The sequence below is a fragment of the Nocardia jinanensis genome (genome assembly GCF_014645735.1).
Classification (GTDB): Bacteria; Actinomycetota; Actinomycetes; order Mycobacteriales; family Mycobacteriaceae; genus Nocardia; species Nocardia jinanensis.
This window is the reverse complement of record NZ_BMMH01000007.1, coordinates 111,072-127,469: the sequence shown is the minus strand read 5'-3', so window position 1 is coordinate 127,469 and position 16,398 is coordinate 111,072. Positions and strand designations below refer to the sequence as shown.

Genomic DNA, 16,398 nt, shown 5'->3' with positions numbered 1-16,398 from the left:
TATTCTCATCACGAGAGAGGAGGCGCAAATGGCATGGGATTTCGATACCGAACCCGAGTTCCAGGCAAAGCTGGACTGGGCCGACGCGTTCGTACGCGAGGAGGTCGAACCACTCGATCTCGTCTGGCCGCACGAACAATTCGCGCCGTTGGAGGGCGCCCGGCGGGCAGTCGTCGACCCACTCAAACAGCGGGTACGCGAACAAGGCCTGTGGGCGACCCACCTGGGCCCGGACCTCGGCGGACAGGGCTACGGGCAGCTGAAATTGGCGCTGCTCAACGAGATTCTGGGCCGCAGTTCCTGGGCGCCCGTCGTCTTCGGCTGCCAGGCCCCCGATACCGGCAATGCCGAGATCATCGCGCACTACGGCACCGCGGCCCAGCAGGAGAAATACCTGCGGCCACTACTGAACGGTGAACTCTTCTCCTGCTATTCGATGACCGAACCGCAGGCCGGCGCCGATCCCACCCTGTTCCGCACCCGTGCCGTACGCGACGGCGGCGACTGGGTGATCAGCGGCTGGAAGTTCTTCTCCTCCAATGCCCGCACCGCCGCGTTCCTCATCGTGATGGCGGTGACGGACCCGGATGTGAGCCCCTACCAGGGCATGTCGATGTTCCTGGTCCCGGCCGACACCCCCGGGATCCGCATCGAACGCAATATCGGCCTGGCCGGGGAACCGCTGAACGACGGCTCACACGCGCTCATCCACTACGACGATGTCCGGGTACCCGCCGAAGCCCTGCTCGGCGACGCCGGCCAGGCGTTCGTCATCGCGCAGACCCGGCTCGGCGGCGGCCGGATCCATCACGCCATGCGCACCATCGGGCTCGCGCAGAAGGCCCTCGACATGATGTGCGAACGCGCGCTCAGCCGGGAGACCGCCGGCAGCCGCCTCTCCGACAAACAGTTCGTCCAGGGTTATATCGCCGACTCCTACGCCCAGCTGAAACAGTTCCGGTTGCTGGTGCTGTACACGGCCTGGGAGATCGACAAGTACAACGACTACAAGAAGGTCCGCAAGGATATCGCCGCCGTGAAGGTCGTGATGCCGACCGTGCTGCACGATATCGCCTGGCGCGCCATGCAGGTGCACGGTGCGCTCGGCACCACCAACGAACTGCCGTTCTTCACCATGATCCACGGCGCCGGGGTGATGGGCCTGGCCGACGGACCCACCGAGGTGCACAAGATGACCGTCGCCAAACAGGTACTGCGCGACCACCGCCCCAGTGACGATCTGTGGCCCACGGAATGGATACCGCGCAAACTCGAGGCGGCGCGCGCCAAATACGCCGGCTACCTGGAGAACGAAGTGGGGAACCTGTGATCGACTTCGCGCCGCTGGCGCACTGGATGGACGAAGCCGGGTTACCCGGCAAGGGCGAACCGCTGCAGACCCGGTTCCTCTCGGGCGGCACGCAGAACGAGATCTACGAGATCACCCGAGGGGAGCATCGCAGTGTGCTGCGGATACCACCGGCCGGGGCGCCGGCGGATCGGGACAGCGGCATCCTGCGGGAGTGGCGGATCATCGAGGCGCTGGACGGCACCGATGTTCCGCACACCGACGCGGTGGCCGTCTGTACCGACACCTCGGTGCTCGGCCGCACCTTCTACCTGATGGGGTTCGTGGACGGCTGGTCCCCGATGGATCACCGCCGGGTCTGGCCGGCACCGTTCGATACCGACCTCACCGCCCGTGCCGGTCTGGCCTATCAGCTCGCCGAGGGAATAGCACTGCTGTCCAAGGTGGATTGGCGGGCCCGGGGCCTGCAGGATCTGGGGCGGCCGGACGGTTTCCACGAACGGCAGGTCGCCCGATGGACCGGCTTCTTCGAACGGATCAAGGGCCGCGAGCTCGACGGTATGGACACCGCCACCCGCTGGCTGCGCGAGCACCGCCCGCTGGACTACCGCCCCGGGCTCATGCACGGCGACTACCAGTTCGCCAATGTCATGTACCGCGCCGGCGATCCCGCCCGGCTGGCCGCCATCGTCGACTGGGAGATGGGTACCGTCGGCGATCCGAAACTGGATCTGGCGTGGATGGTGCAGAGCTGGCCGGCGGACACCTCCGCCCCCGAGGCCGCCGAATCCGGATACGTGGATATGCGCGGTATGCCCTCCCGCGACCAGATCGTCGCGCACTACGCGCAGGTCTCCGGACGGCAGGTCGACGATCTCGACTACTACCTCGTCCTCGCCAAATGGAAACTCGCGATCGTGCTGGAACAGGGTTTCCAGCGCGCGGGCGACGATGTGAAGCTGCAATCCTTCGGCCCGATCGTGCCCGAACTCATGCGCGCGGCCGCCGAACTCACCGAGACGACGGAGTACCGCTCATGAGTGATGAAGAATTCCTGGTGGACCGCCACGGTCCGGTCACCGTGCTGACGCTGAACCGCCCGCAGGCGCGCAACGCGCTCAACGGCAGCCTGATAGCCGGTATCGGCGCCACCGTCCTGGAAGCCGAACAGGATTCCGGCACCCGGGCCCTGGTACTCACCGCCGCCGGGGATCGCGCCTTCTGCGCCGGGATGGATCTGCGGGCGTTCTCCGGCGGCGAGGACGTCGGATTCAGCGATACGCCGGAGAACCGGGCCTTTCAGCGCCTCACCCGGGGAGCGGTCGAGGTCCCGGTGGTCGGCGCCGCCAACGGCACCGCGGTCGGTGGCGGTTTGGAACTGCTACTGGGCTGCGATCTGATCGTCGCCGCCGATACCGCGAAATTCGGGCTTCCGGAGGTTCAGCGCGGGCTCTTCCCGGGAGGAGGGGGCACCTATATCGCCGAACGCGTCCCCCTCGGTATCGCCCTGCAACTGACGCTGACCGGTGAATTCTTCTCCGCCGCGCGCGGTTACGAGATCGGTTTGATCAACGCGGTGGTCCCGGCGGGTCAGGTACTCGACACCGCGCTCGCCTTCGCGGAACGGATCGCCGCCAACGGACCACTCGGAGTCGCCGCCTGCAAGGAGCTGGTGCGCCTCTCGGTGACCGACCCGGAGAGGGCCGCCGAACGGCTGCGGCACTGGCAGGGTGTGGTCTTCGCCAGCGCGGACGCCAAGGAGGGCGCGCTGGCGTTCATGGAGAAGCGCGATCCGGTGTGGCAAGGGAAATGACCACCGTGCGGGCGGTGGTCTGCCCCGAATACGGGACGCCGGAGGTACTGCGGATCGAACACCGGCCGCTCCCCCGGCCCGGTGACGGGCAGGTCCGGGTCCGGGTGCGGGCGGCCGCGGCCAACTTCCCGGATGTCCTGTTGATCGCCGGGCGATACCAGATCACCGTCCCGCCGCCGTTCGTACCGGGCAGCGAATTCGCCGGCCACATCACCGAACTGGGGGCCGACTGCGTGGGATTCGCGATCGGGGACCGGGTTTCCGGTACCGGCCTGTTCGGCGCGTTCGCGGACGAGATCGTCGTTCCGGCCGCGAACCTGACACCGATCCCGGAACAGGTGGACGACCGCACCGCGGCCGCCTTCGGTGTCGCCTACCGTACCGCGTACCACGCGCTTCGCTCGGTGGCCCGGGTCGGGAGCGGCGATACGGTGATCGTGCTCGGCGCGGGCGGCGGAGTCGGGCTGGCGGCAGTGCAGCTGGGTGCGGTCCTCGGCGCCGAGGTGATCGCGGTCGCGTCCACCTCCGTGAAACTGGCCGCCGCGGCCGCCCTTGGTGCGAGCCGGCTGATCGACTATCGCGGAACGGAGCTCCGCGCGGCACTGCGCGAGGCGGTACCCGATGGCGCGGCGGCCGTCCTGGATCCCGTCGGCGGCGACCTGTCCGAACCGGCCCTGCGCGCGCTGGGGCGCGGCGGCCGTTTCGTGACCATCGGCTACGCCTCCGGGCTCGTGCCCCGTATCCCGCTCAATCTGGTCCTGGTCAAGGGAGTTCGGATCCTGGGATTCCAGTTCCGCGATATCGAGCCGGGCGAATTCGAACGCAACGAGAAAGAACTGACCGGGTTGCTCGCCGAGGGCCGCGTAGCGCCGCATATCGGCGCTGTCTTCCCACTCGAGGATGCCGCCCGAGCCCTCGAGATGCTCGCCGCGGGTGCGGCCGTCGGCAAAGTGCTCATCGACCTGAACACCTGATCGGTTCGGACCGTGCTCATGCCCGGGCGGGCTCGGTGAGGTCGGTGCTGGACCACTGCGTTTCCGGTGCCCGACACCCCCGTGCCGGTATCCGGCACCTTCCGGCTGCCGGACAACCCACCCACACTGCGGCACTCTCGGGAATTCCGCCGACCCGGCGCGAGTTCCCTTCGCCGAGGCCGCCTGCACGGCAACCGTCGCGGCACGAACCGATGAGGTGCCCGGCATGCCGTCGCCACCAGAGGAGCACGATGAAGTTCGCAGTCAGCTACAGCACCGCCCATTTCGAGTTCGACCCGGATCGCCTCGCCGCCTACGCCCGGCACGCGGAGGCCTGCGGATTCGAAGGGCTTTATCTGCCCGAGCATCTGGTGCTGTATCCGGGAGCGACGCTGCACAACTTCGAGGTGCCGCCCGATCTCCCCTTCGCCGACCCGCTCGAAACACTGGCCTTCGTCGCCGCGGTCACCGACCGCCTCCTGCTGGGCACCGGGGTCCTCCTACTGCCCTACCGGCATCCGGTCGTGCTGGCCAAACAGCTGGCGACGATCGACAACCTGTCCAAGGGCCGGATGCGGCTGCTGTCGGTGGGCCTGGGCACACTTGCGGCCGAGGCCGCCGCGACCGGGGTGGATTTCCGCACCCGGGGACGCCGGACCGACGAGGCCATCGATGTGCTGCGGCTGCTCTGGGCGGGTGGCGCAGACGGGGTGAGCTATCACGGCGAGTTCTTCGAATTCGACGATCTGGTCCAGTTCCCCAAGCCCTTCGGGGCCACCACACTGCCCATCCATATCGGTGGTTCGAGCGCGGCCGCCGCCCGCCGGGCCGGACTCCGGGGCGACGGTTACTTCGCGGGCGGGGCACTGCTCCCGGACGAACGCGCGGCCCAATGGGAACTGGTCCGGTCGACCGCCGCCGAAGCCGGGCGCGATCCCGATCGCCTCGAATACACCCGCTGGAGCGGACTGGATATGACCGAAGAACGCCTGGCGGCTTTCGCGGCGCAGGGGGTGACCCGGGTGGTGGTCAGCGCCACGGCCACCGATCCGGCCGAACAGCAGGACGAACTGTCGGAGTTCGCCCAGCGCTTCCTCAGCGGAGGTTCCTGACAGGCATCGCACGGGTGTCGGCACACTCATATCGCACCGGCTCCGCAGTTTCGCACGGCGTTCTTTCGTCATCGCGCGAGGCTACGGCGGGTCGACGGACCCGGCCTATCGATTTGTCGAGCGGGCCGATCGCCGTGCCGTGGTCAGACCGCGCGGACCAGGGCCTGCCGACCGCGCAGGTCCGCCAGCAGCACCTCACCGCTGTGGAAGACCTCGATATCCGCACGCGCCTGCTCCGGCACCCCGGCCGCACCGAGGGCGCATCGTTTGAACGCCTGGGCGGCCGAGCTCAGCCGATGATGCGCCGACCAGACCCGGCAGGCGAGTTCGGCGGGCAGATCGTCGCCCCAGACGGCGAGTTCGGCGAGGCCGTTGTCGAGACAGTCGATGGCACCCTTGCGGACCCATTCGTTGGAGACGAACACGTCCGGTGCCAGCAGCACACTCTCCGGCCAGGTGTCGTGCACCGGGGAGGCCATGGCGGTGGTGAGGTCGAGAACGGTCGCACCGAGGATCTCGAGCGGGCGCACATCGTCGTGTTCGGTGAGTACGGCGACCACTTCCCAGCCGGCCGTCATGCGGTCGAAGATGAAACCGCCCGCGTACCGCACCGCGTCCACGGTATTCGGCGCGACGATCGCCAGCCGGTGCCGGAGCGGATGCCGCCGGGCATGGGCGCGCATGATGTCGACCGGACGTAGACCCGGGCCGACCACGGTTTCGCCGTCCGCAAAACAATCAGCCGGACTGTGTTCATCCCGTGAACCGATCACCGGGTACTCCGTTCGATAAACCAACTGCTGAAACAGTAGGGTCGAACAGCGCTCTGTGACCTACATCTCATCGAATTATCAACTATGCCGTACATCACAAACCGAGATCCTTGGCAATAATAACTTTCATGACCTCACTGGTCCCCGCGTAGATACGCGCCACCCGGGCATCGGTGTAGAGCCGGGCGATCGGATACTCCATCATGTAGCCGTAGCCGCCGAACAATTGGAGGCATCGATCCACGACCCGGGCCTGGGTCTCGGTGGCGAACAGTTTGACCCGGGCGGCATCGGCACCGGAGAGTTCGCCGTCGACCAGATCTCGGACGGCCCGGTCCACCATGGTCTGCGCAGCCTCGACCTCGGCGGAGATCGCGGCGAGTTCGAATTTGGTGTTCTGGAACGAGGCCACCGGCGTACCGAAGGCTTTGCGTTCCTTCACGTAGTCGATCGTGGCGTGCAGCGCCGCGCGGGCCTGGGCCACCGACCCCACCGCGACGGTCATCCGCTCCTGGGGCAGGTTGTGGCCGAGATAGCCGAAGGCGGCGCCCTCCTCGCCCAGGCGGTTGGCGACCGGTACCCGCACATCGGTGAACGACAGTTCCACCGTGTCCTGCACCTTGCACCCCATCTTGTCCAGGACGCGTCCGCGCTCGAAGCCCGGCATACCGTCCTCCACCACCAGGAGCGTCAGCCCGGCCCGCCGATTGTCCGGATCGGTGGCGGTCCGGGCCACCACGACCACGAGATCGGCGAGCAGGCCACCGGTGATGAAGGTTTTCGCGCCGTTGAGCACATAGTCCTCACCGTCGCGGACGGCGGTGGTACGGATCCCGGCGAGATCGGAGCCGGTGCCCGGCTCGGTCATGGCGACGGCGGTGAGCAGCGTTCCGTCGGCGAGACCGGGGAACCAGCGTTGCCGCTGCGCGGCATCGGCGTACTCGAGGAAGTACGGCAGGATCACGTCCAACTGGGTGCGGACGGTACTGAGTGTCACCAGGGCCCGCTGCGCCTCCTCCTGCAACACCACGTTGTACCGATAGTCGCGCACCCCCATCCCGCCGTACTCTTCCGGAATCGCGGTGCCGAGCAGGCCCAGTTCACCGAGCCGCCGGAACACCTCGCGTGGCATCTGCCCCTGTTTCTCCCAGTCGGGATACTGGCGCACCACTTCCTTGTCGATGAACTCGCGCGCCAGATCGCGGAACGCTTCGTGGTCGGGAGTGAACAGATCGCGACGCATATTCTTCCTAGGAGACGAGTTCGACGACGGTGGCATTCGCGGTGCCGCCGCCCTCGCACATGGTTTGCAGACCGAAGCGGATCCCGTTGTCCCGCATGTGGTGGATCATCCTGGTCATGAGCACCGCACCCGAACCACCCAGCGGATGCCCGAGCGCGATGGCACCGCCGAGCGGGTTGAGCGAATCCGGGTCGGCGCCGGTTTCGGCGAGCCAGGCGAGCGGGACCGGCGCGAATGCCTCGTTCACCTCGAACACCCCGATATCGGCCACCGTGAGCCCCGCCTTGCGCAGCACCTTCCCGGTGGCCGGGATCGGCCCGGTGAGCATGAGGACGGGATCGGCTCCCGCCACCGCGCCCGCGCGATAACGTACAAGCGGGGTCAGGCCGAGTTCGGCGGCCTTCTCGGGTGTGGTGACCAGGAGAGCCGCGGCGCCGTCGGAGATCTGCGAGGAATTACCGGCGTGGATGACACCGTCGTCCTGGAACGCCGGTGTCAGCTTCGCCAGCTTCTCGGCGGTGGTACCGCGCCGGATACCTTCGTCCGCGGTGACCTTGCCACCGTCGGTGGTATCGCCGGCGGGCGCGTCGACCGCGACGATCTGAGCGTCGAACGCGCCCCGGTCCTGAGCGACCGCCGCCAGCTCATGCGATCGCGCGGAGTACTCGTCGAGCGCAGTGCGGGTGAAACCCCATTTCCGGGCGATGAGTTCGGCCGAGATTCCCTGGTTGAAAGAGAAATCGTCGTACCGTGCCAGCACCGCGGGACCGTACGGCTGCCCGGTCGCGCGGGCCGCGCCCAGCGGGACCCGGCTCATCACCTCCACGCCGCCGGCCACTACCAGATCCTGTTGACCCGACAGCACCGCCTGCGCCGCGAAATCCAGTGCCTGCTGACTCGAGCCGCAGGCCCGGTTCACTGTTGTCCCGGGGATGGATTCGGGCCAGCCGGCGGCGAGCACCGCGTAGCGCCCGATATTGCTCGACTGGTCCCCCACCTGCGAGACACAGCCCCACACCACATCGTCGACCAGCGCCGGGTCCACGCCGGTGCGTTCGGCGAGCGCCCGCAGCACCACCGCGGACAGATCCGCGGCGTGCACACTCGACAGCCCGCCCTTACGTTTACCGACCGGTGTGCGTACTGCTCCGGCGATCACTGCTTCCCGCATCTACCCGTTCCCTTTCTCGCCGCCGGCCGGAGGCAGTGACCAGGCGCCGGTGAACCGCGGCGTGCGCTTCCCGGCGAAGGCCGCGTACGCCTCCGGCGCGTCGGCGGTGGCGAAATTGACTCCCTGCGCCCGGGCCTCACCGGCCAGGGCTTCTCGTAATGTCAGATCGGCGCCCTCGTTCAGCAACGCTTTCGTCTGTGCCAGCGCCACCGGCGGCCCGGCCGCGAGCCGCGCCGCGAGATCCTCGGTGAACGCGTCTATCTCATCGGAGGCGATCACCCAGGTGACCAATCCGAGCGCTTCGGCACGTTCGGCATCGATGGTTTCGGCCAGCAGCGCCAGGCGTTTGGCCTGTTGCAGCCCGACCAGTTTCGGCAACAACCACGACCCGCCGAGATCCACCGACAGACCGCGGCGCGCGAAGATCTGCGCGAAGGTCGCCGCCGGGGTGGCCACCACGAGATCGCAACCCAGCGCGAGATTCCAGCCCGCACCGACAGCCACTCCGGTCACCTTGGCGACGGTGGGTACCGGCAGGTCGTGCAACTGGAGAGCGAGGTCGGTGAAGATACGCAGCTTGTCCATCGGATGCCGGGCATCGGGTACCGAGATATCGGCGCCCGAACAGAACGCCCCGCCGGCGCCGGTCAGCACCAGCGCGCGGAGGGACCGGTCGTCGCCGGTTTCACGCAGGATATCCGCCAGTTCCCGCCACATCGCCCACGTCATCGCGTTCCGGCGGTGCGGGCGATTCAGGGTCACGGTCCGCACCCCGGCCCGGTCGGCGACGAGCAGTTCGGGTCCGGCGGCCACCGGCTCGCCGTTCGTATCCCCGGTACTCACCGGCGCTCCCCGGACACCGCAGCGTGGTATTCGGGCCCGATCACCGAACCGGCGCGCAAGTCGGCGATCTCCGCGGTCGACCGGCCCAGTTCCCGCAGTACAGCATCGGTGTGCTCGCCCAGCCCCGGAACCGCCCCCATGGGCGGATCGAAACCGCTGACCACGGCAGGCGGTAACAGGGCGGGTATCGGTCCGCCGGGGCTGTCCACCTCGCGCCAGCGGTCCCGGGCCGCCAGCTGTGGATGATCGATCAGCTCCGCGGCGGTGTTGTACCGCGAGTTGCCGATTCCGGCGTCGTCGGCGACCTTCTGCACCTCGGCGAGCGTATGCCGGGCGCACCAGCCGCCGATGGCCTCGTCCAGCAACTCGCGGTTGCGCACCCGGTCGGAATTGGTCCGGAATCGATCGTCCGCGGCCAGGTCCGATCGGCCCAGGATCTCCCGGGCCAGCCGCTGCCATTCCCGGTCGTTGGTGGTGCCGAGCACCACGGTCTGCCCGTCCCCGGTGGCATAGGCGCCGTACGGTGCCACCGCGGGCGAGCTCATCCCGAGCGGCTGCTGCTCGACACCCGAATGACGGGTGTAGTTCAAGTGATAACCCATCATCTCGGCCATGGTGTCGAACAAGCTGATGCTGATCGCACCACCGTCGGTTCCCGTATCGCGGTAGCGGCCGCACAATTTCGCCAGAATCGACAATGCCGCGTACAGCCCCGTGGTCACATCCGCCACCGCCGGACCCGGTTTGGCCGGCTCCCCCGGCCGCCCGGTCACCGAGCAGACCCCGGACTCCGCCTGGACGAGCAGGTCGTAGGCACGTTTGTGCGATAGCGGGCCACCCGCGCCGAACCCGTCTATCTCCAGGGCGATCAACCGTGGATGACGCTCGGCCAGGTCGGCGGGAGCCAGGCCGAGTCGCGCCGTCGCCCCGGGCGCCAGATTCGATACCAGCACATCGGCGCGGCCCAGCAGCTCGTGCAGAACGGCCAGGCCCGCCTCGGATTTCAGGTCCAGTGTCAGCGATTCCTTACCGCGGTTGACCCAGACGAAATGGGCCGCCTGCCCCGCCACCACATCGTCGTAGTGGCGCGCGAAATCACCACCGGCCGGGTTCTCCACCTTGATCACCCGGGCACCGAAATCGGCGAGGGTGCGGGTGCACATGGGCGCCGACACCGCCTGTTCCAAGGCCACCACGAGCACTCCGGCCAGTGGACCCGACGCGGTCATCACATCACCATGCCGCCGTCGACCGGCAGCACCTGTCCCGTCACGAAGGACGCGGCGTCGGAGGCCAGGAAGACGAACGCCCCGGCCACCTCGTCGGGTTCGGCCCAGCGGCGCAACGGAATACGGTTGAGCATCTGTTCGGCGAATTTCTCATCGGTGCGGATGGTTTCGGTCATCGAGGTCGCCGCCAGCGGCGCCAGCGCATTCACCAGGATGTTCTTGCGGGCCAGTTCCCGGGCCAGCGATTTGGTGATGCCGATGATTCCCGCCTTCGCGGCGGAGTAGTTCACCTGGCCGAGAGTACCGGTCAACCCGGCCGACGAGGTCACATTGATGATGCGCCCGGTGCCGTCGGTGGCCAGATACGGCAGCGCGGCCTGACTGCAGTTGAAGGTACCCAGCACATGCACATCGAAGATTTTGCGCATGGACTCCGGAGTGGTTTTCGCGAACATCGCCGGGGCGGTGATCCCGGCATTGTTCACCACGATATTGACTGTCCCGCCGCCCAATTCGGCCGCCTGCCGCGCGGCGGCCACCGCAGATTCCGGATCAGCGACATTCAGCGCGCTCGCCTGTGCGGTCCCGCCGTCCGCGGTGATCTTCTCGGCGACCGCCGTAGCGGCGCCGCCGTCGAGGTCGGTGACCAGCACCGCCGCCCCCTGCGCCGCGAGTGCGCGGGCCACCGCCGAACCGATACCGCCGGCCGCACCGGTGACCAGGGCGGTCCGCCCGGTCAGATCGAACAAACCGTTCTTCGCTGCCATCAGTAACTCCTCGGCATTCCCAATACGTGCGACCCCAGATAGTTGAGGATCATTTCCTGACTGATCGGCGCGATCCGCATCACTCGTGACTCCCGGAAATACCGCGAAATGTGGTACTCCTCCGAATAGCCCATCCCGCCGTGCGTCTGCATCGCCCGGTCCGCGGCCTCGAAACCTGCTTCCGCACACAGATACTTGGCGGTGTTGGCCTCGCGGCCACTGGGTTTGCCCTGGTCGTACAACCAGGTCGCTTTGCGCAGCACGAGTTCGGCCGCGTCCAGCCGGGCCAGTGAATCGGCCAGCGGGAACTGGATGCCCTGGTTCTTGCCGATCGGCCGCCCGAACACCTCGCGTTCACAGGCGTAGCGGACCGCACGATCCAGCGCGACCCGCCCCAGTCCGAGCGCTTCGGCCGCGATGAGCATCCGCTCGGGGTTCAGCCCGTCGAGCAGGTACTCGAATCCGCGGCCCTCCTCCCCCACCCGATCCTCCACCGGGATCCGCAGATCGTCGATGAAGAGTTCATTGGAGGAGACGGCGTTGCGGCCCATCTTCGGAATGGGCCGGATATCGACGTGATCGCGATCGAGATCGGTCAGGAACAGCGTCATACCACTGGTCTTCTTCTCGACCTCGTCGTATTTGCTGGTGCGGGTGAGCAGCAGGATCTTCTCCGACTCCAGCGCTTTGGAGATCCACACCTTACGACCGTTGACCACATAGTGGTCGCCGTCGCGGCGGGCGAAGGTGGTGATCCGGCTGGTGTCCAGGCCCGCGCCCGGTTCGGTGACACCGAAGCACACGTGCAGATCACCCTGGGCGACCCGCGGCAGGGTGCGTTGTTTGAGTTCGGCCGAACCGTGCACGATCACCGGTTGCATACCGAAGATGGACATATGGATCGAGGTGGCGGCGTTCATCCCGCCGCCCGACCGAGACACCTGCTCGGCCAGGATCGAGGCCTCGGTGATCCCCATACCGTGCCCGCCGTACTCCTCGGGAATGCAGATGCCCAGCCAGCCGCCGTCGGCGACGGCGCGATAGAACTCAGTGGGGAATTCGTGGTCCCGGTCTTTCTCCATCCAGTATTGATCGTCGAATTTGCGGGTCAGTTCGGCCACCGAATCCCGGATCAGCCGCTGATCCTCGGTCAGCTCGAAACTCATACCGTCGGACACATCAACTCCCTCTCGTCGTCGCCGCGACCGGCCGGATCACGCGGCCACGGCACCACCTGCCGGGCCGGGCGGCGCGTCGACACCGGCTTCACCGCTGTGGAACACCCACCTCCCCGTACTCTCGCGGCGCACCGCCGGACAGGCGATCGGCCAGCTGGGCCAGGTCGTAGGACTGCCGGGCCATCCAGTAGCGCAGCACGCCGGTCAGCGAATAGCGCAGGAACAGTGCCGCGCCCACGATGCTCAGCGCGACCCCGCCCAATGCGATGATCAGCGCGTCACGCTGCACCAATGCGTCGGAGGTGTTGTGCGACATCAGATAGGCCAGCAGCGCCATCACCGGACCGAGCACCAGTAGCACGACCCCTGTGCGCAGCCACAGCGCGCCGTGGCCGGCCGCGGGATCGGGGATCTTCAGCTCCGCGAGTTCGGCGGTGAAACGGTCCGCGCGTGTTGATTCGGTCATGTTGGACTTCCTAGATAGAGAGTGGCCAATTCGTTGCGGAGCCCGGAATCGGGTGGGCCCTGATGTTCGACCCGGCCGCGTACCAGCACCGCGGCGGAGTCGGCGATATCCAGTACCGCGGCGGCGAACTGTTCGACGATCAGCACCGCGACCCCCTGCCGGGCGATCTCGGCCACCTGCTCGTAGAGCCGGCCCACCACCAGCGGCGCCAATCCCATGGACAATTCGTCCAGCATGAGCACGGCCGGATCGGTGGCCAGTCCCCGTGCCAGCGCCAGCATCTGCTGCTCACCGCCGGAGAGGGTGCCCGCCGTCTGATCGGCCCGCTGGGCCAGGATCGGGAACCGGGAGAACGCGATCTCCTCGATCTGCGCCCGGGGCCTGCCGGTGAAGGTCATCATGAGCAGGTTGTCGCGCACGGTGAGGTTGGGGAAGATACCCCGGCCCTCTGGGATCAGGCAGACCCCCGCCCGCGCGAGGTCGCGGGGGTCGACACCGTTGACCGTCCGGTTGCCCAGCCGTAGTTCACCGTCCGCCACCGGATGAACCCCGGCGGCGACCGACAGTGTGGTGGTCTTACCGGCGCCGTTCGGTCCGAGCAGCGCCACCACTTCGCCCGCCCGCACACTCAGTTCGACACCGTGCAGTACGGTGATCGCCCCGTAGGCGGCCCGGATCCCGCGCAGTTCCAGCAGGGTGCTCATGCGGCCCCCAGGTATGCGGCGAGCACCTGTTCGTCGGCGCGGATCACCTCGGGTGGGCCGTCGGCGATCACCTTTCCGAGGTCGAGCACGTACATGTGATCACAGACGCTCATCACCAGGCCCATATCGTGTTCCACCAGCACCACGGCGGTACCGTCGGCGGCGACCGAGCGGAGCAGATCGGCGAACCGATCGGTTTCGGTACTGTCCTGGCCTGCAGCGGGTTCGTCGAGCAGCAGCAGGGTGGGCCGGACGGCGAGCGCCCGGCCCACTTCCACCAGCCGGGCCAGACCGGTGGGCAGTGCGTCGGCGAGATCGCCGGCGCGGTCACCCAGTTCGAGCCGGTCGATGATCTCGTCGGCGATCTTCTTCGCTTTCCGACGGTACGGACCCAGTTCGGCCGCGACCAGCAGGTTGTCGCGGACCGACAGCCTGCCGAACAATTCGAGCCGCTGAAAGGTCCGGGCCATGCCGTGCCGGGCCCGGCGCGCCGGGGCCATCCGGGTGATATCGCGCTCGCCCAACCGGACCCGGCCCGCGGCGGGTCGCCGCAGACCGCAGATCACGTCGAACAGCGTGCTCTTCCCGGCCCCGTTGGGCCCGATCAGACCGGTGACCCGGCCCGCTTCGGCAGTGAGCCCGGCGCCGTCGAGGGCCCGGCGGCCGCCGAAGGTGACCGTGATATCGCTAACCCGCAGCAGCGATGGCATGTTCCAGCTCCTCCTTGTCCGAAGACCGCCAGGGCCGTTTCACACCCCACCACTCGACCGGGATATCCGGTTCACCCGCGACGGCCCGCCGTGCGCGGTTGTCCGCCCAGATCCGGACCGCGAAGACACCGATCACCGAGCCCCAGAACAGGATCCAGCCGTCGATCGCACCGGCCAGCCGCAGCACCCACAGCACCACCGGGACACCGACCATGGCCGCCAGCGCCACCCGGTTGCGAATTGCCGCCTCGAAACCCTCCCGCATCCGTGCCACGGCACCGTGACTGACCACGCCGCCGCCGAAGGCGATACCGGCCAGCGCGGGGATCACGTGGATCAGGTTCTCGGTCGACGGGAAGAGCACCGGAACAGCCAGCAGCGGCCCGTACAGCGCGACACCGACGAACAGGCCGTTGCCCAGCGCGCCGAGTCCGGCGAACACCGCCACCAGGAAGATCGGCATACCGGCGACGAAATTGAACTGTTCGGGTGTCACCGAACCCATCTGCATCCCGAAGAGGGCGCCGCCGAGCCCGGCCGTACCCGCGCTGAGCGCGAACACCGCGACCTTCGCGAACAGCAGATTCCCACCGAGAGTCGCGTAGGCGGCCTCGCTGTCGCGCAGGGCGATCAGCCGCCGCCCGAACCGGCCGCGGCGCAGGGCCGCGACACCGAGGGTGGCCACCGCCAGGCATATCGCCGCGAAAACGGTGATCTGTTCGGCCTCTTCGAGTTTCAGCCCGAAAAAGCTCAGCCCGGCCACTTCGACCGATCCCTGGTCGAAGAACGAGATCCGCACACCCGCCACCTCGAAGGCGGGCAGGGTGAAGATCCACCGGTCCAGGATCACCGCGAAAGCCGCTGTACCCAAGGCGAGGTACACACCCGACAGCCGCAGCGCCGGTACCGCGACCAGTGCCCCCGCGATCGCCGCGATGACCACCGCCCCGACCAGACCCCACCATTGCCCGTCCGGGGCAAGATGCGCGTAGGCCACCGCCCCGATCCCGGCCATACTCAACTGGGCCAGCGATATCTGCCCCGCGTAACCGGACAACGGTACGAACGACAGCGCGATGACACCGAAGGCGAACATCGGGCCGTAGGCGATGAGATCGCTTTCCCCGAGCGTGGTGGCGACCATCAGACCGAGCACCACGATCACCACGGCGAAGAACACCGCACCACTGCGCGACGGCGTCGGTACCGGACTGAGTTTGCGGTCGCGACCGCGCAGCCGGCCGTGCGGGAACAGCAGCAGCGCGGCCAGTAGCAGCAGCGCCGGCGCGGCCAGCCGGAGCCCCGGCAGGTATTCGTTCTGCGGCAGGTATCCGGTCAGATAGCTCTCCATCAGGCCGACCACGACCGCCCCGAGGAAGGTCATCGGCAGGCTCCGCAGCCGGCCGAAGATCGCCGCCGTGTAGGCGCTGACGATCAGCAGCGACAGCGTCGCGGCGTCCAGCGAAACAGTCGGGGCGATGAGAATGCCGCCCACCGCCGCCAACTCGATACCCAGGATCCAGGCGACCCGGTTGGCCCGGACCGGGTCCGCGCCGGTGAGCCCGGCCAGTGCCCGGTCGTCGACGGTGGCGCGCATTTCCGCGCCGGTGCGAGTGTTGAACAGCAGCACCCGCAGTGCCACGGCCACCGCGACGGCCACCAGCATGGTGAGCGCCTGATGCCAGGTGACCGTCGCCGCACCGAGCCGGATGGGTTCGGCGTCGGGGAAGAAGGTCGGCAGCGTCCGGGCCTGCATGGGGTTCCAGATCCAGCGGGCGAGGGCGATGAGCCCGCTCAGCAGGGCGACCGTCATCACCAGTTTCTCGGCGTCGCCGAGTCCCTGCACCGCCCGTAGCGCCCGCTCCACGAGTAGGCCGGAGAGTGGGGCGAGCACGATCAGCACGATCGCCAGCGCGATCGGTACCGGTACACCCCACCCGGCGGTGAGCTGCCAGTAGGAGAAGGCAGCCATCATGCCGGCGGCGCCGTGCGCGAAGTTGAAGATCCCGGTGGTCGTATGGGTGAGCACCAGGCCGCTGCCGATCACGGCATAGACGGCCGCGGTGCTCAGCCCGACGATCCCGAAGGCGAGGAATTGATCCATGA

General features: G+C 67.9%; 16 protein-coding genes. 5 read left to right on the top strand and 11 right to left on the bottom strand.

All coding sequences use genetic code 11. From position 1 onward, the window contains the following. Positions 1–28 precede the first annotated feature (28 nt). The 5 genes from IEY68_RS18055 (at position 29) to IEY68_RS18035 (ending at position 5,208) form a co-directional block, all read left to right on the top strand. The gene (locus IEY68_RS18055; protein ID WP_058853561.1) at positions 29–1,330 is read left to right on the top strand and encodes an acyl-CoA dehydrogenase family protein; all 1,302 of its coding nucleotides are present in this window, start codon (positions 29–31) and stop codon (positions 1,328–1,330) included. 26 nt (positions 1,331–1,356) lie between these two features. Further along, complete coding sequence (locus IEY68_RS18050; RefSeq protein WP_058853757.1) at positions 1,357–2,349, top strand: phosphotransferase family protein; 993 nt, start codon at positions 1,357–1,359, stop codon at positions 2,347–2,349. Next, the gene (locus tag IEY68_RS18045; RefSeq protein ID WP_058853560.1) at positions 2,346–3,122 is read left to right on the top strand and encodes an enoyl-CoA hydratase-related protein; all 777 of its coding nucleotides are present in this window, start codon (positions 2,346–2,348) and stop codon (positions 3,120–3,122) included. The genes IEY68_RS18050 and IEY68_RS18045 overlap by 4 nt, the downstream gene beginning before the upstream one ends. 5 nt (positions 3,123–3,127) lie before the next feature. Further along, positions 3,128–4,096: an NADPH:quinone oxidoreductase family protein gene (locus IEY68_RS18040; protein WP_058853756.1), complete on the top strand. Its 969-nt coding sequence runs from the start codon at positions 3,128–3,130 to the stop codon at positions 4,094–4,096. Positions 4,097–4,347: 251 nt separating this feature from the next. Then, positions 4,348–5,208, top strand: coding sequence for a TIGR03619 family F420-dependent LLM class oxidoreductase (locus IEY68_RS18035; protein ID WP_058853559.1), 861 nt, complete (start codon positions 4,348–4,350; stop codon positions 5,206–5,208). 143 nt (positions 5,209–5,351) lie between these two features. On the opposite strand, the gene IEY68_RS18030 is transcribed toward IEY68_RS18035, so the two are convergent. From IEY68_RS18030 to IEY68_RS17980, 11 genes are all read right to left on the bottom strand, one after another. Continuing rightward, a complete protein-coding gene (locus tag IEY68_RS18030) occupies positions 5,352–5,981 on the bottom strand; it encodes a hypothetical protein (RefSeq protein ID WP_058853558.1) in 630 nt (209 codons plus the stop codon). A gap of 94 nt (positions 5,982–6,075) precedes the next feature. Continuing rightward, positions 6,076–7,224, bottom strand: a complete 1,149-nt coding sequence (locus IEY68_RS18025; protein WP_058853557.1) for an acyl-CoA dehydrogenase family protein — start codon at positions 7,222–7,224, stop codon at positions 6,076–6,078. Between the two features lie 7 nt (positions 7,225–7,231). Continuing rightward, the gene (locus IEY68_RS18020; protein WP_058853556.1) at positions 7,232–8,395 is read right to left on the bottom strand and encodes a thiolase family protein; all 1,164 of its coding nucleotides are present in this window, start codon (positions 8,393–8,395) and stop codon (positions 7,232–7,234) included. Continuing rightward, positions 8,396–9,238 carry an enoyl-CoA hydratase/isomerase family protein gene (locus tag IEY68_RS18015; RefSeq protein ID WP_229718851.1) on the bottom strand — a complete coding sequence of 281 codons (843 nt, stop codon included), beginning with the start codon at positions 9,236–9,238 and terminating at the stop codon, positions 8,396–8,398. Beyond that, complete coding sequence (locus IEY68_RS18010; RefSeq protein WP_058853555.1) at positions 9,235–10,467, bottom strand: CaiB/BaiF CoA transferase family protein; 1,233 nt, start codon at positions 10,465–10,467, stop codon at positions 9,235–9,237. Before IEY68_RS18010 ends, IEY68_RS18015 begins: the two co-directional genes overlap by 4 nt. After that, complete coding sequence (locus IEY68_RS18005) at positions 10,467–11,234, bottom strand: SDR family NAD(P)-dependent oxidoreductase (protein ID WP_058853554.1); 768 nt, start codon at positions 11,232–11,234, stop codon at positions 10,467–10,469. Before IEY68_RS18005 ends, IEY68_RS18010 begins: the two co-directional genes overlap by 1 nt. Further along, entirely contained in the window at positions 11,234–12,400 is a 1,167-nt protein-coding gene (locus IEY68_RS18000) for an acyl-CoA dehydrogenase family protein (RefSeq protein WP_058853754.1), read from the bottom strand. The genes IEY68_RS18005 and IEY68_RS18000 overlap by 1 nt, the downstream gene beginning before the upstream one ends. A gap of 100 nt (positions 12,401–12,500) precedes the next feature. Then, positions 12,501–12,878 (bottom strand): hypothetical protein, encoded by a 378-nt coding sequence (locus IEY68_RS17995; RefSeq protein WP_058853553.1) that lies wholly within the window; start codon positions 12,876–12,878, stop codon positions 12,501–12,503. Next, positions 12,875–13,582 (bottom strand): ABC transporter ATP-binding protein, encoded by a 708-nt coding sequence (locus IEY68_RS17990; protein ID WP_058853552.1) that lies wholly within the window; start codon positions 13,580–13,582, stop codon positions 12,875–12,877. Before IEY68_RS17990 ends, IEY68_RS17995 begins: the two co-directional genes overlap by 4 nt. Next, positions 13,579–14,292 carry an ABC transporter ATP-binding protein gene (locus IEY68_RS17985; RefSeq protein ID WP_058853551.1) on the bottom strand — a complete coding sequence of 238 codons (714 nt, stop codon included), beginning with the start codon at positions 14,290–14,292 and terminating at the stop codon, positions 13,579–13,581. Before IEY68_RS17985 ends, IEY68_RS17990 begins: the two co-directional genes overlap by 4 nt. After that, on the bottom strand, positions 14,270–16,396 hold the full coding sequence (locus IEY68_RS17980; RefSeq protein ID WP_058853550.1) for a branched-chain amino acid ABC transporter permease: 2,127 nt from the start codon (positions 16,394–16,396) through the stop codon (positions 14,270–14,272). The genes IEY68_RS17985 and IEY68_RS17980 overlap by 23 nt, the downstream gene beginning before the upstream one ends. Between the last annotated feature and the right edge of the window lie 2 nt (positions 16,397–16,398).